Raw genomic sequence first — 19,762 nt, forward strand, 5'->3', positions numbered from 1 at the left:
AGGGACAAGCAATGGAAAAGCTGGAAAGAGCGGTGCCTGTTGTTATGGGTCTGGTCGTCAGTATTTCGCTTATTGCCACGGCATGGGATATCTCATTCGTCAGTACTTTGCCCTGAGTAGTTGCCTGAAAGGGGACGTGTTCCCCTTTCAGGCCTTAAACCATTCCCGTGTTTCTTTCGCCACTCGTTGTAATAACGCCACCGCCTCTTCGCTGCTATGAATATTGGTGTAACCCATGATTAACCCGTAGCGTTTTTCAGGGCTGTTATACCACTCTGAAAGTGGACTGACCTTTAGCTGCGCGTTTTGCCAGATTTTTGCCAGATGTACATCTTCTGTGCCATGGCGCAAAAAAGCGATAATGTGCATGCCGCCATCGTTAACCTCAACATCAAACAGATCCGGAAAAACCAGGCTTAGCGCATCGAGTGCCATCTGGCGACGTTGCTGATATAGCGTGCGCATCTTCTTTAAATGGCGAAAGAAATGTCCTTCTGCAAGGAAGTTCGCAACGATTTTTTGTGTCAGCACCGGTTGTGCGCTTTCAGTGATTTCACCGGCCTCATGAAAGGCGTTAAGGGTGATGCGCGGCATGACCAGATAGCTGATACGCAGGGCAGGCATCACCGTTTTACTGAATGTGCCCATATAAATGACCCGATCCTCATTATCAATACTCTTGAGGGCAGGCAGTACCTTGCGGGTGTAATGGAATTCGCCATCATAATCATCTTCTATGATCCACGCGTTGTTAGCATTGGCCCACTCCAGTAACTGGCGTTTACGCGGCAGGGAAAGGGTGACCGCCAGCGGGCTATGGTGTGAGGGGGTGATGCAGACAAAGCGGGCATCCGAATGGTATTTCAGCAGATAATCAACGTTAAGCCCCTGCTTGTCGACTGGCGCGTAATGAAGGTTTTCGACCTTCTTTCTCAGTAATTGCTGGCCAAAGATATAGCCCGGATTTTCAATAACGACTTTATCATCGCGCGCCGCCAGCGCATCGAGGATAAGCGTAAGATTATTACGATAACCTCCAGTGATATAAATCTGCTCTGCCGTGCAAGTCAGCCCACGAGAAACACTCAGATAACGGGCAATGGCCTCACGTAGCGGCGGATAGCCCATCAATGGGGGATTGGTCATCTCTTTGGGTGACATAGCGCGCACGGCTTTGCCGGACAGAAGCAGCCATTTCTTGTAAGGAAAGGCATCCAGTGCGGGAATGCCCAGACGGAAATAGCCCTCCCTGTCGCGAACATCTACCATTGATCTGAGCTGTGTGTCAGCGGTCCAGGCCTGAACGGGGCATTCTGCCTTTTTGGGGACCAGCAGGTCCGGGTTTACCCGTGTGCCTTTCGCACCCTGGCTGACCAGATAGCCTTCGCCTACCAGAATGGCATACGCCGTTTCCACGGTTTTTCGCGCAACCTCCAGTTCGTCAGCCAGCACACGCACCGAAGGGACTTTGTCTCCGGGTCTTAACAACCCGCTGAGAATGTTGTGCCGATAGCGTTCGTAAATGTCACGATAGCCTAACCTCATGTCCTACCTTATTTGTCTGTTTTTGTACCTTTTTAGTATGTCATAAATCTCTAATATAGCGGCTGTCAAATCAATTCATGAGGAAAATGACAATGACCACTCGCGCTAACCACTTCCAGACCGTACCTGTACTTATCAACACGCTGGTTGAAGCCAGCATGGCATCACATAAAAGTTCACTGGATGGAGCAATCAAAAACCTGGTGGATATTCGCGCTTCTCAACTTAACGGCTGCGCGTTTTGTCTGGATATGCATGTGAAGCAGGGCAAACTGCGCGGCGAACGCGAACTGCGTCTTTACCATGTGGCTATCTGGCGGGAATCACCCTTGTTTAGCGCCAAAGAAAAAGCGGCGCTGGCGTTAACCGAAGCCTTAACACATCTCGGTCCGCAAGGGGTGACGGATGAGGTTTATCGCCACGTGCGGGATCATTTTAGCGAGGTAGAAGTTTCCGAACTGGCGTTTGCCATTGCCACCATCAACGCCTGGAACCGCCTGCAGATTCTCGCACAAATAGCACCCGGCTCGCAGGATGCGGCCTATGGTCTGGATCGCGCCGGGTTACAGTGAGTGCTGCCTGTACTCGCGGATAAAGGCGATAAACGCCTGCAAACCGGCAGGGATATGACGATGACCGGGGTAATACAAACACAGCCCTTTAAAGGGCTGTGTCCACTCATTGAGCACACTGACCAGCCGGCCTGAACGTAAATCATCTGCAATATACAATTCCGGTAAAAAACCGATGCCGAGCCCGGCGCGTACCGCGGCAATGGATGTAAACAGGTCGGTGGTGGCTAGTCTCGGCGGCACGGCAATGGCAAATTGTTCGCCGTGACGCGCAAACTCCCAGCGATAAATACCCCCGTGCGACATTCGCATGCAGATACCTTGCTGCCGGGTGAGGGCTTCCGGGGTGAGCGGCGTGCCGTGTTCAGCAAACCATTGTGGCGTGGCGACCACCCGCATATGAATATCCGGCGTCAGCGGCACGGCAATCATATCCTGTGGAACCGCTTCCGCCAGACGAACCCCGGCGTCGTACCCCTCGGCGACAATATCGATCATGCGGGCATCACTGGCGGTTTCCATGCGCATTTGCGGATAGCGCGCCAGAAAAGCAATCACCAGTTCATCGAAAAATAGCTGCCCGATAGCCTGCGGTACATTAATGCGTAAGGTACCAGAAGGCTCATCAGGCTGGCTGTGAATTTCGTCCGCGGCCTGCTGGATCTCTTGCAATGCCGGACCGATGCGGGCGACAAAACGCTGTCCGGCTTCGGTGAGCGCGACACTGCGAGTCGTGCGGTTAAAAAGTCTGGCGTCAAGACGCGTTTCCAGCCCGGCGATGGCATTACTGACCGCCGTTGCCGACATCCCCAGCTCCTGGGCTGCGGCACGAAAGCTTCCCCGACGCAGCACCGCCATCACCACTTCCAGTTCAATCAAACCTGAACGATGCATAGATTATCCTGATAATCGAAACAACCCTTGCAGGATAACCCGGATTATCGGCGCGATAAAGCTGTGCCAGACTGGCTGCATTAACCGTGGAGGACACTATGCGACAGCTTGAACATCTCTGGATCAATGGCGAATTTACCCGGCCCCAGGGCGAGGACTATTTTGATCTATATAACCCCTCTACCGCCGAGGTAACAGGGCGGATACGTATGGCAAATGCCGATGACGCCGCGCGGGCAATTGCATCGGCAAAAGCGGCCTTTGTTCACTGGTCGCACACAAGTGTTGAAGAGCGGCTGGCAGTTTTACAGCGAATGCGTGATGCCATGGCCGCCTGTCAGGATGAACTGCTGCATGCCATTATCGAGGAGTACGGTGCCCCGGCGTCACGTTCCGCGTGGATGGCCAGTTATCCGGTGGCGGTGATTGATCAGGTCATACATGATTTACGGCAATTTGAATTTTCCACTGCGGTTGGCAAAGCCCAGGTGAAGATGACACCGCTCGGGGTGGCCGGGCTTATTACACCGTGGAACAGTAACGCCGGGTTTATCTGCGGCAAACTCGCCGCGGCGCTGGCGGCTGGTTGTACGGCGGTGATCAAACCAAGCGAGATGAGCGGGTTACAAACCCATGTGGTGATGAAAGCGCTGCATACGGCCGCGCTACCACCGGGTGTTTGCAATATCGTTACCGGCTTTGGCGCGGTGGTGGGTGAGGCCATAAGCCGTCATCCGGACGTTGCCAAAATTTCGTTTACCGGCTCGACGCAGACCGGTAAGGCGATTTTGCGTAATGCCGCCGAAAGTTTTAAACGTGTGACACTGGAGCTTGGCGGTAAATCTCCAACCTTGATTCTGGACGATGCCGATCTGGCGACAGCGGTACCGCTTGCCATCCAGGCCGGTTTTATGAACAGCGGTCAGGCGTGTATCGCCGGTACGCGAATTCTGGTGCCACAATCGCGCAAAGCCGAGTGTGAAGAGGCGCTGCGCAAAGCGGTTGCGGCGGTGAAATCCGGTGACCCGCTCGACCCGCAAACGGACATTGGCCCGATGGTCAGCGAAAAACAGTGGCAGCGGGTACAGGGATATATTCACCTTGGCCTGCAAGAGGGCGCACGTCTGCTGACTGGCGGAGAAGGGCGTCCGGAAAACAGCGGGAAGGGGTGGTTTGTGAAACCGACTCTTTTTACCGATGTGGACAACAGTATGCGCATCGCCCGTGAGGAGATTTTTGGCCCGGTATTGTCGATTATTCCCTATCGAGACGATGACGACGCCGTAGCAATCGCTAACGACACGGATTACGGTCTTAGCGCGTTGGTTTTGGGCGCAGATGTGCAGCGCGCACAGCGTATCGCCGGGCGTATCATCTCCGGTCGGGTGCAAATCAATACCCTGGCACACGAAGCCGGGGCACCGTTTGGCGGTTTAAACACTCAGGGATCGGTCGCGAAATGGGGCGCTGGGGGATAGCGGCGTTTATGGAGCCGAAGGCGGTGGTCAGGTAGCCCAGTAAAAAATGGTTTTTCGCAAGACCGATTTATGAACTGAAAACAAAAAGGATCAGCCAGGGATCCTTTTTGCCAGGATCACCAGCGACCGTAGGGGTAGGTTTTATCTTTGATGAAATCTTTTACGTACTGGTCATATCCATCAGGAATACTGTAATTAAAATCAATCAGTGTAGGCACCTCTTTACATGCATCAAGACCTTCCCCGGACAGGGTGGTGAGTCTTCGTGGCTGAACAGGAAGGTTATCGCCCGCTGCACTACTTCGCAGCCATATCCGGACTTTCCCTTCCGGTGCCAGACCAATCAGCAGGGTTTTGTACCAGGCCGTGTTGCCTAACCGATCTTTCCCGCTTGGCGTCATCATGGTGTCGTAGATGGAGCGGTGAAACACAATCCGTGTCTCGTACGTTTTTTTGTCGATCACCGAGTCCCAGCAGAACAACATCATGGCCGGTGGATGGCGCGCTTTGTTGAAGCGAATACTCCTGCTGCCCGTTCGGTTATTCCAGGTACCGACAACAGCAGGATCGGACTCGGTGTAGTCGAGTGTACTGAACGTGTAAACGACATCTTCGCTGTCAATAATTAACGCACGTGTGGCAAAAGCGGGTAGGGCATGGGGGGTAAAAAAGTCGAACTGCCATTTGCCGTAAGGCATTTCGCCGGTGTCTTCCGGGGTCTGCGGCGAATGTGCCTGACAGCCGTTTAAAGTCATCAGCAGTATCAGGGCTGCGGGGGTTTTACGTGTCATAGATTTCTCCGTCCATGGAACAGTCCGTTATTTCAGCCAGGATCACCAACGACCGTAGGGGTAGGTTTTATCCTTGATAAACTCCCGGGTTGTTTTGGTGTAACCATAACCCTGAGAATGGTTAGTTATTCCTTTGCAGGCATCCAGTTTATCCCCGGACAGGGTGGTGAGCCTTCGTGGCTCAACGGGAAGGTTATCGCCTGCTGCGCTGTTCTGCAGCCATATCCGGACTTTCCCTTCCGGTGCCAGACCAATCAACAGGGTTTTGTACCAGGCCGTGTTGCCTAAGCGATCTTTCCCGGTTGGCGTCATCATGGTGTCGTGGATGGAGCGGTGAAACACAATCCGCGTCTCGTACGTTTTTTTATCAATCACCGAGTCCCAGCAGAACAACATCATGGCCGGAGGATGGCGCGCTTTGTTGAAATGTGCATGCATCCTGACCCGGTTATTCCAGGTTCCTATGGTCCCGGGATAGCCGGGTACTCTATCAAGCGTGCCGAAGGTATAAACGACATCTTCACTGTCGATAATCAACGCACGTGTGACATCTGCGGGCAAGGCGTGAGGGGTAAAAAAGGCGAACTGCCATTTGCCGTAAGGCATTTCGCCGGTGTCTTCCGGGGTCTGCGGCGAATGTGCCTGACAGCCGTTTAAAGTCATCAGCAGTATCAGGGCTGCGGGGGTTTTACGTGTCATAGATTTCTCCGTCCATGGAACAGTCCGTTATTTCAGCCAGGATCACCAGCGACCGTAGGGGTAGGTTTTATCCTTGATAAACTCGCGGGTTGTTTTGGTGTAACCATAACCCTGAGAATGGTTAGTTATTCCTTTGCAGGCATCCAGTTTATCCCCGGACAGGGTGGTGAGCCTTCGTGGCTCAACGGGAAGGTTATCGCCTGCTGCACTACTTCGCAGCCATATCCGGACTTTCCCTTCCGGTGCCAGACCAATCAGCAGGGTCTTGTACCAGGCTGTGTTGCCTAGACGATCTTTCCCGGTTGGCGTCATCATGGTGTCATGGATGGAGCGGTGAAACACAATCCGCGTCTCGTACGTTTTTTTGTCGATCACTGAGTCCCAGCAGAACAACATCATGGCCGGAGGATGGCGCGCTTTGTTGAAGCGAATACTCCTGCTGCCCGTTCGGTTATTCCAGGTCCCGACAACAGCAGGATCGGACTCGGTGTAGTCGAGCGTACTGAATGTATAAACGACATCTTCGCTGTCAATAATCAACGCACGCGTGACATCAGCGGGTAGGGCATGGGGGGTAAAAAAGTCGAACTGCCATTTGCCGTAAGGCATTTCGCCGGTGTCTTCCGGGGTCTGCGGCGAATGTGCCTGACAGCCGTTTAAAGTCATCAGCAGTATCAGGGCTGCGGGGGTTTTACGTGTCATAGATTTCTCCGTCCATGGAACAGTCCGTTATTTCAGCCAGGATCACCAGCGACCGTAGGGGTAGGTTTTATCCTTGATGAAATCTTTTACGTACTGGTCATATCCATCAGGAATACTGTAATTAAAATCAATTAGTGTCGGCACCTGTTTACAGGCATCAAGACCTTCCCCGGACAGGGTGGTGAGCCTTCGAGGCTCAACGGGAAGGTTATCGCCCGCTGCGCTGTTCTGCAGCCATATCCGGACTTTCCCTTCCGGTGCCAGACCAATCAGCAGGGTCTTGTACCAGGCCGTGTTGCCTAAGCGATCTTTCCCGGTTGGTGTCATCATGGTGTTGTAGATAGAGCGGTGAAACACAATCCGTGTCTCGTACGTTTTTTTGTCGATCACCGAGTCCCAGCAGAACAACATCATGGCCGGAGGATGGCGCGCTTTGTTGAAATGTGCATGCATCCGGACCCGGTTATTCCAGGTTCCTATGGTCCCGGGATAGCCGGGTACTCTATCAAGCGTGCCGAAGGTATAAACGACATCTTCACTGTCAATAATCAACACACGCGTGACAAAGGCGGGTAAGGCGTGAGGAGTAAAAAAGGCGAACTGCCACTTGCCGTAAGGCATTTCGCCGGTTTCTTCCGGCGTCTGCGGCGAATGTGCCTGACAGCCGTTTAAAGTCATCAGCAGTATCAGGGCTGCGGGGGTTTTACGTGTCATAGATTTCTCCATCCATGGAACAGTCCGTTATTTCAGCCAGGATCACCAGCGACCGTAGGGGTAGGTTTTATCCTTGATGAAATCTTTTACGTACTGGTCATATCCATCAGGAATACTGTAATTAAAATCAATTAGTGTCGGCACCTGTTTACAGGCATCAAGACCTTCCCCGGACAGGGTGGTGAGCCTTCGTGGCTCAACGGGAAGGTTATCTCCCTCTGCGCTGTTCTGCAGCCATATCCGGACTTTCCCTTCCGGTGCCAGACCAATCAGCAGGGTCTTGTACCAGGCTGTGTTGCCTAAGCGATCTTTCCCGGTTGGCGTCATCATGGTGTCGTGGATGGAGCGGTGAAACACAATCCGCGTCTCGTACGTTTTTTTATCAATCACCGAGTCCCAGCAGAACAACATCATGGCCGGAGGATGGCGCGCTTTGTTGAAATGTGCATGCATCCTGACCCGGTTATTCCAGGTTCCTATGGTCCCGGGATAGCCGGGTACTCTATCAAGCGTGCCGAAGGTATAAACGACATCTTCACTGTCGATAATCAACGCACGTGAGACTAAAGCGGGTAAGGCTTCTGGGGTAAAAAAGGCGAACTGCCATTTGCCGTAAGGCATTTCGCCGGTTTCTTCCGGCGTCTGCGGTGCACATGCCTGGCAGCCGTTTAAAGCCATCAACAAAATCAGGGCTGCGGGGATTTTTGACATCATGCCTTTTTCCCGTCCATGTTATAAATCGTTCGAATCCAATTTTCATCTGGCCGGTTAACAAAACCAATCAGCTCGGCAGGGGAAGCGCCACCACGAATAACGCCGCTCGAATCAGTGAGAATGGCATTCCAGTGCGCCGAGCAGTGAATATAGTTCGTGGCGATTATATTCAATTCTTTTTCGCTAAATTTTTCCGGCGGTTGGCCGGATCGCACGGCTTTTCCTATTGCGATCGCTTTTTTACAAAGCGGAATCAGCTCAGGAGGAAGATTCAAATTATCGTTTTCTTGAATATCCTCAAATAACACCCCCGCATCCTGCGCTGCATCGAGCATCACTCGTAGCACTACTTTCGACCAGTCGTTTTTGACATTTCGGTGTCGCAACGTTAATGCAGCATAGCTGCGCTTTTGTGGCTCTCCGTAGCGATCAGACGGCATGCGGTCGTCAAACCAGGTCTCTGCAGAAATCTCGCTGGTACGCATGATCGGGGCGATGCAAGGGTAATTATCGAGGATTGCCATTTGTTTTAGGGTTTGATAGTAACCTCTGGTCTCTTCTTCGGGTTGACGGAGCGGTACGGTATCCGTTTGCGGGCGCGTCAAAAAAAGATTTTCCTCCAGTAATGGCAGGTACCCTCCGCCAATGTCCGAGTGTACGCCTGGCAATGCCAGCTCCGGCCATGCGGGTTTTACGCTATTTAGCGCGAAATTGAACCGGCATTCATGTGCCGCCGTGATGTGAAAGACTTTTTCTGCCACGCCGGGACGAAGCGCAATATTTACTGCTCCTGTGTCGGCATTATGGGGATTGAACCCATTTGTCGGAGTGCCAATTGCAGCCACAGTGTCAAAAATGCCAATAAAACGGGTCTTTCCGGCGGGCAGCCCCGTAAAGGACATACCTCGCATGCCATCCTGGATAGCGCTGATAATGGCCGGGTCTCGCGCATATACCCGGTTGGCAAAATGTCTGGCTGCCGCGGCGCCACGACTGAAACCAAAGATATCGAACTGGAGGGACTGGATGATGAGCTGAGTATCTGGAATATTATTATTCAATTCAGCCAGGACTGTCTGAATATGCTCACCAATAACAGCTACGGCTCTGTCTGTCTTGGCAATAACACCCGTGTCGGATATCCCCAATCCCTGTCCGATAGTACTGTCGGGTTTACCTGATTCAGTTCCGATACCCTCAATATAAATGGGATGCTGAATCTCAGTACTGTCTGGTGAGAAACGTTGTTTATACAACGTTGCTAACCAATGCACGTTGGTGTAATACCCCAAATAACTGGTTGCGCCGATACCTGAAACACCGAATTTATCTCGTGCACATTTACCCAGAAGCGTTTCGGCTTCCCTGCCTGACATGTGGTAGTGTTCGGCCGTACATGCTTTCATCATGTTTGCGGCATTGACGGCGTTATTGCCTGTACCATCAAAGAAAATGCCAATCGTTAGCGTCACTTCGCGCTTTTCTTCCTGTTTTTCCTGTTCAGGAGCAGGTGTGGTCAAATTTGGCTTATGGGCAGATTGCGCGTGCTGTGTTGGCTCTCGCTCACCTCCGCCTGTTTCATATGTATCGTTGAGCTGAGATGCGATAAATCGAGAACGGCATGGGCAGCTACTTATGCTGTGCAGCGTCCCTGCCATCATTTTGTCGTGAAGAAATGTCTGGGGAACACCCCCTATTATTTTATAAACGCCAGAATATCTGCCGCAGGTTACGCTATCGAACTCTCGTGCCTGCGGTATTCCCATGATGGTATGATCATCTGCCCCCTCAATAATGACGCCGCCACAGGTAGTTTTGTCGCCTCTGACTAAAAAATATCCTATTGCCATCATTATCCTCCCTGATGTTTGATTCCGATCCTTCGGCAACGCCTGTCAGTAGATTTTCAAATCTGGAAACGTTTCAAAGACGTTGTGCGTATGGTAACCAGGTCTTTGTACTAAACCTAAATTCCAGCCGTATTCCAGGATGATGCTAAGGGTTTTCTGGGTTGTAGTATCAGGGATGTCAGAAGAGAGTTGCGAAGGAATGAAGAGGGGGGACGATGATTGAGAGACGCCGGTTTCCCGGCGTCACGTTTTCTTAGCGTGGATCTTGCATTTTTAACTGGAAGAAACGCACGGAGTTACGCAATTGTTCGCTTTGCTCAGACATGGAGTGAGCAGCGACAGCGGCCTGTTCCACCAGCGTGGCGTTCTGCTGGGTAACCTGATCCATCTGGTCGATGGCGACGCTGATTTCACGAATCCCCTGATGCTGCTCGGTCGAGGCAGCGGAAATCTCCGCGACAATATCGGTCACTTTATTAACAGAGGTGACGATCTGCTCCATCGCCCGGCTGGCGGTGTCTGCATAACGAGAGCCGTCGGTAATTTTATGGACGGTCCCTTCGATAAGTTGCTTAATTTCTTTCGCGGCGTTGGCACTTTTTTGCGCCAGAGTACGCACTTCACCGGCGACCACGGCAAAACCTTTACCCTGTTCACCGGCGCGGGCGGCTTCAACGGCGGCGTTGAGCGCCAGGATGTTGGTCTGGAAAGCAATCCCTTCAATCACAGAAATGATATCGACGATTTTCTGCGAGCTGTCGGAGATTTCATGCATCCGCTTGAGCATATCGTCCACTTCTTTTCCGCCTTTTACGGCGGTCTGTGACGTTTCGCGCGCCAGTTCGCTGGCCCGGCGGGCGTTGTCGGCGTTGCTTTTTACGTTTTCCGTAATCTGCTGCATGTTAGACGAAGTTTGCACCAGTGAGGCGGCCTGTTCCTCAGTGCGTTGAGACAGGTCGTTGTTACCCTGAGAAATTTCACTGGCGGCAAGGGAGATAGCTTCGCTGCCATGAATGATGCCATCGATAATATCGGCCAGTTTGCTATTCATAAACTTGATGGTTGCCAGCAAACTCTGGGTGTCGTTGTCTTTCAGTTTGACGTCGGCTTTCAGATTACCCGAGGCAATTTCATTCATGATCTCCACGGCGTAAGCAGGCTCGCCGCCCAACTGGCGAGAGAGGCTACGGGAGATAACCAGGGCGATGAACCCGGTGGCAATCAGTGCCAGTAGCAACAACCCACAGAAAGTGTAGAGCGCTTTGTCGTAGCCGGACTGCGCAATCGCACCCGCTTCTTCACCGCTGGCCACTTCTTTGTCCACCAGGGTAGCAAGGTCTTTCATCAACTGGGTACGGTATTTGGACGACACCGCGCCGCTGATTTTGGATGCTTCCTCAAGTCTGCCCGCGCTAACAGCCTCGATAACTTTGGCGTTAACGTCGACGAAATTACGGAAGTTGTCGACAACGGTATTAAACAGTGTGCGGGTATCTTCCGGTGCGTCGGCGGAAATTTTAGCAAACTGGCGCTGGGCATTTAAAAATGTCGCCTGGTTTTGCAGCAGTTCGCCACGATGTTGCTCCCGCTCGGCAGGTGTGACGGAACCGATATACTGAATTTGCTGTAAGCGCATTTCTGATAATACGCCACGCATTTCCAGGGTATATCTGACGCCCGGCATGCGATTATCGCGGAATTTATCAATATGGGATTTACTGATGTGCAACTGATAAATGGAGACAATACCAAGTACTAACATCATCGCTATAAGAATGGAAAAGCCAGTGAGCAATTTTGCTAATACAGATGCCTGAGAAAATTTTTTCATAGTGATCATTTTTTTAATGAAAAGGTTTTACCTATATCGGTAATAAACGCGAAAATATTGATTATTTTTAATTGATCTTAATCACATATTTTTATTTTATTGCGATGAAATCCGTGATGGTTAAAAAACAGGCTCTGGTCGAAACAGTATGGATGTTAAAAGTGTAAATAAAATGAAAAGAATATGTGTATTTAAAAACTGAAATAATGTTTCACCCATAAATAATTTAGCAGTGAAAATAACCACCCAAGGAATGGTTTCAGTTATTTATTTTGCAAAACTCACCGGTAACTCATCGGCCCATTTTGTCGCTTTATTCATCATCTCGGTCACTGCTGCTTCTGGTAGCCCTATATCCTGCGCCATATCGCTGGCTTCTTCCCACATGCGTTGCTCGTAGAGCATAGCAAGGCAAACATACTGATAAAGCACGCCGTTTTGGTGCTGCAAAGCCATGATCACCTCTTGTGAAACCGCAATTTGCGCCATGAGATCTTCCAGCGGCATTTCGAGGATCACATCCAGTAACGAAAATAGCCCAACCATAAAGGCTTCGTTGGATAACGGGTGAGAGGGGGTTCGGGCCGCAGCCAGTTCGCAGAATTTGGCGCGAATCAGACTTAAATAATAGATTTCGGTAGTCTTGACGGTTTCGAATGAAGTTAAACAGGCGACCAGTACAAAGCGACGCAGTTCATTAATCCCGAGATAAAGCACAATATCTTTCAACGATTGGTTGCGTAAACCTGAAATACCCCTTTTGTTATAAAGGATATTTTGTGCGTAACGCATAATTTTGAAAGACAACGACACATCGCGTTTAAGTAGATCTTCGATGCGATTCAAATCTGGCGATTCGACGTTGACTTCGTGCATGAGCTTTAAGGCAAATGCGCGGTTGTGTAACAATTTGTTTCTTTTATGTACTACGGGTTTGCTGAAAAAATAGCCCTGAAAGAGGTGGAAACCCATTTTTTTATAGGCTTCAAACTCGTCATAACTTTCTACCTTTTCAGCAAGAAAAACTGCATGACGTAGCATCTCGCGCTTATTGCCTATATAAGCAGCAATTTCTTCACGCGTATTTTTCTGAATATCGAATTTAATAATATTAATATAGGGAATAAACGCATCCCATTCGCTACTCAGCGAAAAATCATCCAGGGCAATACGAAAACCCTGGGTTTGCATCCGTTTTACGGTTTCCAGCAAGCGATGGTCGGGGCTGGCGGTTTCGAGAATTTCAATGATGACACGGTCTTTGGGCAGGGTTTCGGCGAGGCCATCCACCAATAATTGATGCGGAAAATTAACGTAAACGGAATTGTTCTCATCTTTGCGGCCCACTGGCGCGCCAAAAAACTGTTCTTCAATCAGTTGCGTGGTTGCCTGTTCCGATGAAACATCAGGGAAACGGTTTACCATGCTATCCCTGAAAAGCAGTTCATAACCGACAGTGTTTAATTTGTTATCAAAAATTGCCTGTCTGGCCACAAAAGAAAACATTCATTACCTCACAAATCCGTACGCCTCACATCATTCTCGATAATACAAGGTACATTAACGCCGCAGGTAAATGAACACGCTTGCTTAGCAAAAACTCCCTTATGATTATTAAAAATATAGGCATAAGTGCGTGATTTAACAATTTGTGAAAGGTAAAGAATTGAGGCCCTGCATGGGGGCAGGGCCAGAAGGGTTAATACGTATCGAAACAGAGCTGCCGTTCGCAACAGGCGTCGCAACTGGGCGAGCGACAAATGATCTCTCCTTCTGTCTGTAAACAGCGCTGCCGATAGAAAAACTTCTTCCAGCGCATATTTTCACTGTTCATCTCCACCAGTTGCGGAAAGCAGTCGGTCATCAGTTCGCGCAATTCCTCACGCGAACTCAGCCCGAGATCCTGCCAGAGATGGTTGAATGCCAGCGACACACTGGCAATGATCTGATGCATCGGATCTGCTCCCGGCAACATATGGCATGCCAGCCAGTCGGCCAGTTGCGTTCGTTCCTCTTTACGGCTGGCGATCAGCTCCGACATCAACGTACGCCGCAAAACCACATCCGACGGCGCGGTATTGTGCGCGCTGAGCGCCAGCCAGTGATCGTCGGAAAGCCCCATCTGCAAGGGGTAACAACCTTCACCCTGCGCATAGAGCTGTACCAGGCGATCAAGCCAGTAGTGCCGCGCGATGAGGGTCATGCCACCCCCTTGTGACAATCGTCTTGTTGCCACTGTTGACGCGCCTTTTCCCACCAGCGCGCAAGCGTCGGGAGGACCGGTTGCCACGCGTCATCAACGCAAGGCTCAATACCCTGTGCCTCCAGTTGCTGCCAGGGACCGTAGCCAATACGTGAGCAAAAAACGGCTTTTACATCCGCCAGCAGCGCCATGATCGCTGCCATACGTGCTTCACTGTCCTGGGGTTCACATTCGTCGCTTCCCTGGCAGTATTTGGGGGTAAAACGCTCATTCACCAGAACAACGCCCGCAGCGGAAAGACTGTAGATACGAAAACGATCCGCATGACCAAAATGACAGTCAATCACGTCTCCCCGCGTGGAGGCGACCGCGACCAGGCAGGCATCCGCTTCGTCTGACTCGCCCTGCGTGGCGATACTGGCGTGTAGCCTGGCGCGTTTTTGTAATGTCGGCAGCCAGGGTTGAGGCGCCGTTTCTGTCGGCGTAAACAGAAATTGCTGGCTGCGATCTTCGCCCAGCATACCTATCGCATCCGCGCGGCACTGCTGGCAGTGGGTCATTTGCGGCATCACCTCGCCACACTGCTCGCGAGTGGCGGCAAGCATCGCCGCATCCGGCTCAGGTTGACCGTTGAGGCCAAAAACGGTGCCATGCTCTGGTCGGGCAATCAGCGGCATAATGTTATGAATAAAGGCGCCGTATTGCTGCAATGTCCGGCTGACATCCACCAGAGAATGATCGTTGATACCGGGTATCAGCACCGAGTTGATCTTCACGAGCACACCTTTTTCCGTCAGTCTGCGCACCCCTTCAAGCTGGCGGGCCACGAGGATCTTTCCGGCTTCGCGGCCACTGTAGCGCTCACCGTCCAGCCACAGCCAGGCATAGATTTGCGCGGCAATATCAGGATCGAGGGTGTTAATGGTCACGGTGACGTGGTCAACGCCGACCTCCAGCAACCGGTCAACGGCATCGGGCAGCATCAGGCCGTTCGTCGACAGACACAGCTTCAAATCCGGTAGCTGTTCACGGATCAGTTCCAGTGTTTTGAAGGAGCGGCCAATGTTCGCCAGCGGGTCACCGGGACCGGCGATCCCCACCACCGACAGTTGAGGAATTGCCGTCGCGACCTGGCGTACTTTCGCCACTGCCTGTTCGGGAGTAAGCAACGACGAGGAGACGCCGGGGCGGGATTCATTACTGCAATCGAATTTTCGGTTGCAGTAGTTACACTGCAAATTGCAGGCAGGGGCGACCGGCAGGTGCATGCGGGCGAAACGGTGATGACCGCTACGAGAGTAGCAGGGGTGTGATGCCACTTTGTTGGCGATAAAATCAGTTAAGGGTTCACCAGGCGCCTGGCAACCCATGCCAGTAGCGGAAGAGCAGGAAGTCATGATCGCTCCTTAATTTGCGTAGTCATGTCTTCCTGCTGCAAAACCCGTACCGCTCACATAAAATGTAATTACTTGAAAAATATGACGTTATAAAATCGTTGTTCGTCGTTGTTTGTCGTAAATGTGGCGTTTGGCTGACAATGTGCTGAATGTCACAAAGTGAGCCGTCACATCCTGGGCATGCTGATATCCATAATTTGTATCCGATAGGCGACCTGACGGGGCGTCATACCCAGCAGACGCGCCGCTTTGGCCTGCACCCACCCGGCTTTTTCCAGCGCGGCAATCAGCCGTTGACGTTCATCCAGCGTTTGATCAAGCCAGCTATCCTCTTTTGGCGCGGCGGCGATAGCGAGTTTTGGCGTGTTCTCACGGTGGTTAAAGAGCACCACATCGCGGTCGATCAGGCCGTTTTCTGACATCACTGCCGAACGTTCCAGGCAATTTTCCAGCTCACGCACGTTACCGGGCCAGTTGTATCCCATCAGCAGACGGATGGCGCCATCACTGATGCGCAGCGTACGCCCCTGGTTATGGGCAATTTTGCGCACCAAAAAGTGCGCCAGCTCGGCAATGTCTTCCTGACGTTCACGCAGCGGTGGCAGGGAGATGGGCATTACGTTGAGGCGATAATAGAGATCCTCGCGGAAATTGCCCATCCGCACCTCTTCTTCCAGATTCCGGTTGGTGGCGGCGATGATACGCACATTGACGCGCAGGGTTTCGTCGCCGCCAACGCGCTCCATTTCACCCTCCTGCAAAATACGCAGCAGTTTGGCCTGGAACGAGGCGCTGCTTTCGCCAATTTCATCAAGAAACAGTGTGCCGCCATCGGCCAGTTCAAAACGTCCTTTGCGCTGGCGAACCGCGCCGGTGAACGCCCCTTTTTCATGGCCGAACAATTCGCTCTCCAGTAGCGTATCCGGTAGCGCCGCGCAGTTAAATTTCACAAAGGGCGCGGCGGCGCGAGGGGAGTTGTGATGAATAGCATTGGCGATAAGTTCTTTACCGGTGCCGCTTTCGCCGCGCACCAGTACCGTGGTATCCCAGCGCGAAACCTGGCGGATAATGTCCATTGTCTGCTGCATGGCCGGGCTTTTGCCTACCATATTCTCAAAACCGAAGGGGCGAGGAGTGCCACAGTTGCGCTGGCGTTCGGTCTGGGCAATCGCGGCGCGCGGTGTGGCGGCGGCAGGCGGGGTCATCAGCCGGACTGTCTGTGCGACCAGATTGGCGACGGTTTCCAGAAAGCGCGTACAGGAAGGAAGCCGCTCCTCCAGACGCGCCATCGGCTGCGCGGCGAGCACGCCAATCGTCTGCGCGCCTGGCCCCATTAAGGGGACGGCGATAAACGGCAGGTTGTAATCATAGATGCCAAGCCTGTCGAGAAAGCGTTGATCGTCGGCGACACGCGGCAGCACAAGAGATTGTCCCTGGGACAGTACGGCTCCTACCAGCCCTTCGCCAGGGCGATAGCGAATTTGCGAGCTGCCGGGGATCAGATGTTGGTCTGCCTCCTGCAAGGCTTCAATACTCAGAATTTCCTGCTGGTTGTCATACAGACACAGCATGCCGTGTTGCATAAACGCGTCATTATGCAGAACACACAGCACCTCCTGCAGCGTCTGGCTTATCTCGGTTGCGCGACTCAACACCACGCTGATGCGCTGCATGGCGGTAAATTGCTGTGAGAGATCAAAACGCCAGACGGTGGTGCCCGACTCGGGTCGCTGGGTCATCGTGGGCCTCCGGTCAGTGAATGAAATAACGGGAATCGCAGGGTCAGGCAGGTACCGCCTTCAGGGCGGGTAGTGAGTTCTATTGCGCCGCGATGATAGGCAACCAGGGTTTGAATCAACCGCAGCTCCATCCCTTTGCCGGGGGCGTTCAGGGCATCGGGGGAGTGGGCGTATCGCACATGGATGAGCGGCACATTATCTGTCAGCCAAATGGACAGCCAGCCATCCTCTTCACGGGCGTAAAGCTGGGTATGCAGCGTTCTGTCCGGTAGCGCGGCGGCGAGGGCCAGCGTACGGTCGAGCCACAAACTGAGACAGGCAAGGATCTGCGTGCGCTGACCAAACCCCGCCAGATGCGGAGAGGCCATTTCAACGTGCAGATTTTCGCCATTGTTATAGCGGGTATGGTAAAGGGCGCGCAGGTCGTCAAACAGCGGTTGCAGAGGCCACAGCGCGCTCTCTTCCAGATCGAGAGAAGGGCGGCAGCGTTGCAGGCGGGCCAGCGCCTCTTCCCCCTCGCGCCACGCGGCATCCAGCGCCACGTTATGGTTATCTTCACCGTTGAGACGTCGCGCCGCCGCCAGCATATTGATGGGGCAGTTTAGCTGAACCAGCGCGGCATCCAACGATTCACGGATCGCGGCCAGCAGCTTCCCGGTGGTCATCTCCTGTTTGAGACGATCGAGACGGCCCTGTTCGGCCTGTTGCTGTTGCTGGGTGCAGTCGGTTATCACCACCAGGGTGCGGGGCAGCGCGGTATCAATAAAGTAGCGGCTGGCTTCTTCGCTCACCCCCGGCAAGGTCCAGCAGGTGACAGAGAGCCAGCGCACGGCGCCGCGCAGCACCACAGGCAGTATTTGCCCGGCATAGAGATCGCTTTTGCGCCGGGAGAAATCCAGTTCGGTGAGCAGCTCCTTGCCACCGCAGTCGGCACAGAAGGTTTTGTAGGCGAGGTTGTCCATGACCACCTGGTCCTGCTCGTTGACCACCACCACGGCGGCAGGAATGTTGTTCAGCACCGCCTCGCTCATGGTGGTGTGATTGCGCAATCGCTGTTCGAGCGCATAGCTGGCGCTGATATCACGTTGCATGGCGAGGTAGTGTTCCAATTCGCCCTGTTTGTTGACGACCGGGGTGATATCGACCTCAGCCAGATAAAGGCTGCCATCCCGACGGCGATTGATGAGCTGACCGCGCCAGGGCATCTGTTGCAGCAGCGTTTGCCACAGTTCCTGATAAATGCTGCGCGGCGTCTGTTGGCTTGCCAGTATGCGATGGTTCTGGTTGAGCAGCTCTTCCAGGCTATAACCGGTCTGGCGACAAAAGGCCGGATTAGCGTACAGAATCCTCGCGTCCGGGTCGGTCAGCGAAATCGCGATCGGAGCCTGTTCAACCATCGTGGAAAACAGTCCGGGATGTTGAAGTGAGAGGTTGCCCGCAATGTTCTGCGGTGCGCTGGTCTCCAGCATCATATTAAAGGTCATCACACGCTCCTGGTTTCAGGCCCGGCTGTGTCGCATTTACAACATTTTGTGTTGTGAAACGCCCGACATCCGCAGCCCTGATTGGGTGTGATTAACCATGCAAAGAGTGCACCTTTCGAACAGGTAACGCGCCGAAACATTGATCCTGATTCGTGTTTTGGCCCTGATTTGGCCCTCACAGGCCTTCAAAGCAGGTCTGGATAGCGGAGAGAGGACGGTGCCTGCACAAAAAAGAATCATTTTTTCACCCATTTCAGTGCACAGAAGGCCTTAAAAAAACCTGGCACAGCCTTCGCAACAGGAGAAGGGATATCCGCCGTTTGCAGGCGGCCTTATTCTTTCTCAACAGGAGCGCGACATGGCTAACATTGGTATTTTTTTTGGCAGTGACACGGGAAAAACCCGCAAAATCGCCAAACTGATCCAGCAAAAACTGGGGGATGTGGCGGATGCGCCGGTCAATATTAACCGCACGTCGCTGGAGACGTTTTTGTCGTACCCGGTGCTGGTTCTCGGTACGCCAACGCTGGGGGACGGGCAGTTGCCGGGGCTTGCCGCCGGGTGTGAAAATGAATCCTGGGGGGAGTTTATCGATCAACTGGCTGATGCCAATCTTAGCGGTAAAATTGTTGCCTTATTTGGGCTTGGCGATCAGCAGGGATATCCGGATAACTTTGCCAGCGCGTTGCGCCCCCTCTATGACGCGGTGGTGGGCAGTGGCGCGCAGGTTGTCGGTGAGTGGCCAGGCGACGGGTATGATTTTTCCTTTTCCGCCGCACTTGAGGCCGGGAAGTTTATCGGGTTGGTGCTGGATCAGGATAATCAGTTTGATTTAACAGAAGAGCGGGTAGCGTCGTGGCTGGAGCAGATTAAGCCGCAGATCCTGTAAGCGGTTTTCTCCCGGATGCGGCGCCTGGCGCGCCTTAGCCGGGCTACGAATTGACCCTCTCCATATGGGCTGAGGAATCCCCACAAAAATGCGAGCACGAACGGTCCCCTCTCCTCTTTGGGGAGAGGGCCAGGGTGAGGGGAAAATGCGGCTCTGATGGCCATCTCGTTCACCTTAAGTTCCTTGCTTTTCTGTCGCGACAGAACCCGTGAACGTGCCAGGGGGCACAAAGATGTCGCTGTGGTTGTCATGCGGGAAAA

General features: G+C 52.8%; 16 protein-coding genes and 1 pseudogene. 3 read left to right on the forward strand and 14 right to left on the reverse strand.

Annotated elements, in window-relative coordinates; all coding sequences use genetic code 11:
• Positions 1-147: 147 nt before the first annotated feature.
• The gene (gene pdxR / locus MRY16398_RS14085; RefSeq protein ID WP_125124624.1) at positions 148-1,545 is read right to left on the reverse strand and encodes a MocR-like pyridoxine biosynthesis transcription factor PdxR; all 1,398 of its coding nucleotides are present in this window, start codon (positions 1,543-1,545) and stop codon (positions 148-150) included.
• 92 nt (positions 1,546-1,637) lie between these two features.
• On the opposite strand from pdxR, the gene MRY16398_RS14090 reads away from it, so the two are divergent.
• A complete protein-coding gene (locus MRY16398_RS14090; RefSeq protein ID WP_125124625.1) occupies positions 1,638-2,117 on the forward strand; it encodes a carboxymuconolactone decarboxylase family protein in 480 nt (159 codons plus the stop codon).
• Here MRY16398_RS14090 and MRY16398_RS14095 read toward each other — a convergent pair.
• Positions 2,109-3,011 (reverse strand): LysR family transcriptional regulator, encoded by a 903-nt coding sequence (locus tag MRY16398_RS14095; protein WP_039078947.1) that lies wholly within the window; start codon positions 3,009-3,011, stop codon positions 2,109-2,111. The genes MRY16398_RS14090 and MRY16398_RS14095 overlap by 9 nt on opposite strands.
• Before the next feature lie 98 nt (positions 3,012-3,109).
• Here MRY16398_RS14095 and MRY16398_RS14100 point away from each other — a divergent pair.
• Positions 3,110-4,524, forward strand: a pseudogene (locus MRY16398_RS14100) (aldehyde dehydrogenase family protein).
• A gap of 81 nt (positions 4,525-4,605) precedes the next feature.
• Here MRY16398_RS14100 and MRY16398_RS14105 read toward each other — a convergent pair.
• The 12 genes from MRY16398_RS14105 to nifL form a co-directional block, all read right to left on the reverse strand.
• Positions 4,606-5,280 (reverse strand): DUF2931 family protein, encoded by a 675-nt coding sequence (locus MRY16398_RS14105; RefSeq protein WP_110295275.1) that lies wholly within the window; start codon positions 5,278-5,280, stop codon positions 4,606-4,608.
• Between the two features lie 42 nt (positions 5,281-5,322).
• A complete protein-coding gene (locus tag MRY16398_RS14110) occupies positions 5,323-5,979 on the reverse strand; it encodes a DUF2931 family protein (RefSeq protein WP_125124626.1) in 657 nt (218 codons plus the stop codon).
• A 42-nt stretch (positions 5,980-6,021) separates the two neighbouring features.
• On the reverse strand, positions 6,022-6,681 hold the full coding sequence (locus tag MRY16398_RS14115; protein WP_125124627.1) for a DUF2931 family protein: 660 nt from the start codon (positions 6,679-6,681) through the stop codon (positions 6,022-6,024).
• A gap of 42 nt (positions 6,682-6,723) precedes the next feature.
• Positions 6,724-7,395 carry a DUF2931 family protein gene (locus tag MRY16398_RS14120; RefSeq protein ID WP_125124628.1) on the reverse strand — a complete coding sequence of 224 codons (672 nt, stop codon included), beginning with the start codon at positions 7,393-7,395 and terminating at the stop codon, positions 6,724-6,726.
• A gap of 42 nt (positions 7,396-7,437) precedes the next feature.
• Entirely contained in the window at positions 7,438-8,109 is a 672-nt protein-coding gene (locus MRY16398_RS14125) for a DUF2931 family protein (RefSeq protein ID WP_232034413.1), read from the reverse strand.
• Positions 8,106-9,959, reverse strand: a complete 1,854-nt coding sequence (locus tag MRY16398_RS14130) for a phospholipase effector Tle1 domain-containing protein (RefSeq protein WP_125125674.1) — start codon at positions 9,957-9,959, stop codon at positions 8,106-8,108. The genes MRY16398_RS14125 and MRY16398_RS14130 overlap by 4 nt, the downstream gene beginning before the upstream one ends.
• 253 nt (positions 9,960-10,212) lie before the next feature.
• Positions 10,213-11,790: a methyl-accepting chemotaxis protein gene (locus MRY16398_RS14135; protein WP_039078951.1), complete on the reverse strand. Its 1,578-nt coding sequence runs from the start codon at positions 11,788-11,790 to the stop codon at positions 10,213-10,215.
• A 267-nt stretch (positions 11,791-12,057) separates the two neighbouring features.
• The gene (locus MRY16398_RS14140; protein WP_039078952.1) at positions 12,058-13,296 is read right to left on the reverse strand and encodes an EAL and HDOD domain-containing protein; all 1,239 of its coding nucleotides are present in this window, start codon (positions 13,294-13,296) and stop codon (positions 12,058-12,060) included.
• A 193-nt stretch (positions 13,297-13,489) separates the two neighbouring features.
• Positions 13,490-13,993: a nitrogen fixation protein NifQ gene (locus MRY16398_RS14145; RefSeq protein WP_108701249.1), complete on the reverse strand. Its 504-nt coding sequence runs from the start codon at positions 13,991-13,993 to the stop codon at positions 13,490-13,492.
• Positions 13,990-15,390, reverse strand: coding sequence for a nitrogenase cofactor biosynthesis protein NifB (nifB, locus tag MRY16398_RS14150; RefSeq protein WP_108701250.1), 1,401 nt, complete (start codon positions 15,388-15,390; stop codon positions 13,990-13,992). The genes MRY16398_RS14145 and nifB overlap by 4 nt, the downstream gene beginning before the upstream one ends.
• 167 nt (positions 15,391-15,557) lie before the next feature.
• Positions 15,558-17,129: a nif-specific transcriptional activator NifA gene (nifA, locus tag MRY16398_RS14155; RefSeq protein WP_107222758.1), complete on the reverse strand. Its 1,572-nt coding sequence runs from the start codon at positions 17,127-17,129 to the stop codon at positions 15,558-15,560.
• Positions 17,126-18,613, reverse strand: coding sequence for a nitrogen fixation negative regulator NifL (gene nifL, locus MRY16398_RS14160; RefSeq protein ID WP_125124629.1), 1,488 nt, complete (start codon positions 18,611-18,613; stop codon positions 17,126-17,128). The genes nifA and nifL overlap by 4 nt, the downstream gene beginning before the upstream one ends.
• A gap of 358 nt (positions 18,614-18,971) precedes the next feature.
• Here nifL and MRY16398_RS14165 point away from each other — a divergent pair, with 358 nt between their 5' ends.
• Positions 18,972-19,502, forward strand: a complete 531-nt coding sequence (locus MRY16398_RS14165; protein ID WP_125124630.1) for a flavodoxin — start codon at positions 18,972-18,974, stop codon at positions 19,500-19,502.
• The last annotated feature ends 260 nt before the right edge of the window (positions 19,503-19,762 follow it).

Source organism: Phytobacter sp. MRY16-398 (genome assembly GCF_003925915.1).
Taxonomy (GTDB): Bacteria; Pseudomonadota; Gammaproteobacteria; order Enterobacterales; family Enterobacteriaceae; genus Phytobacter; species Phytobacter diazotrophicus.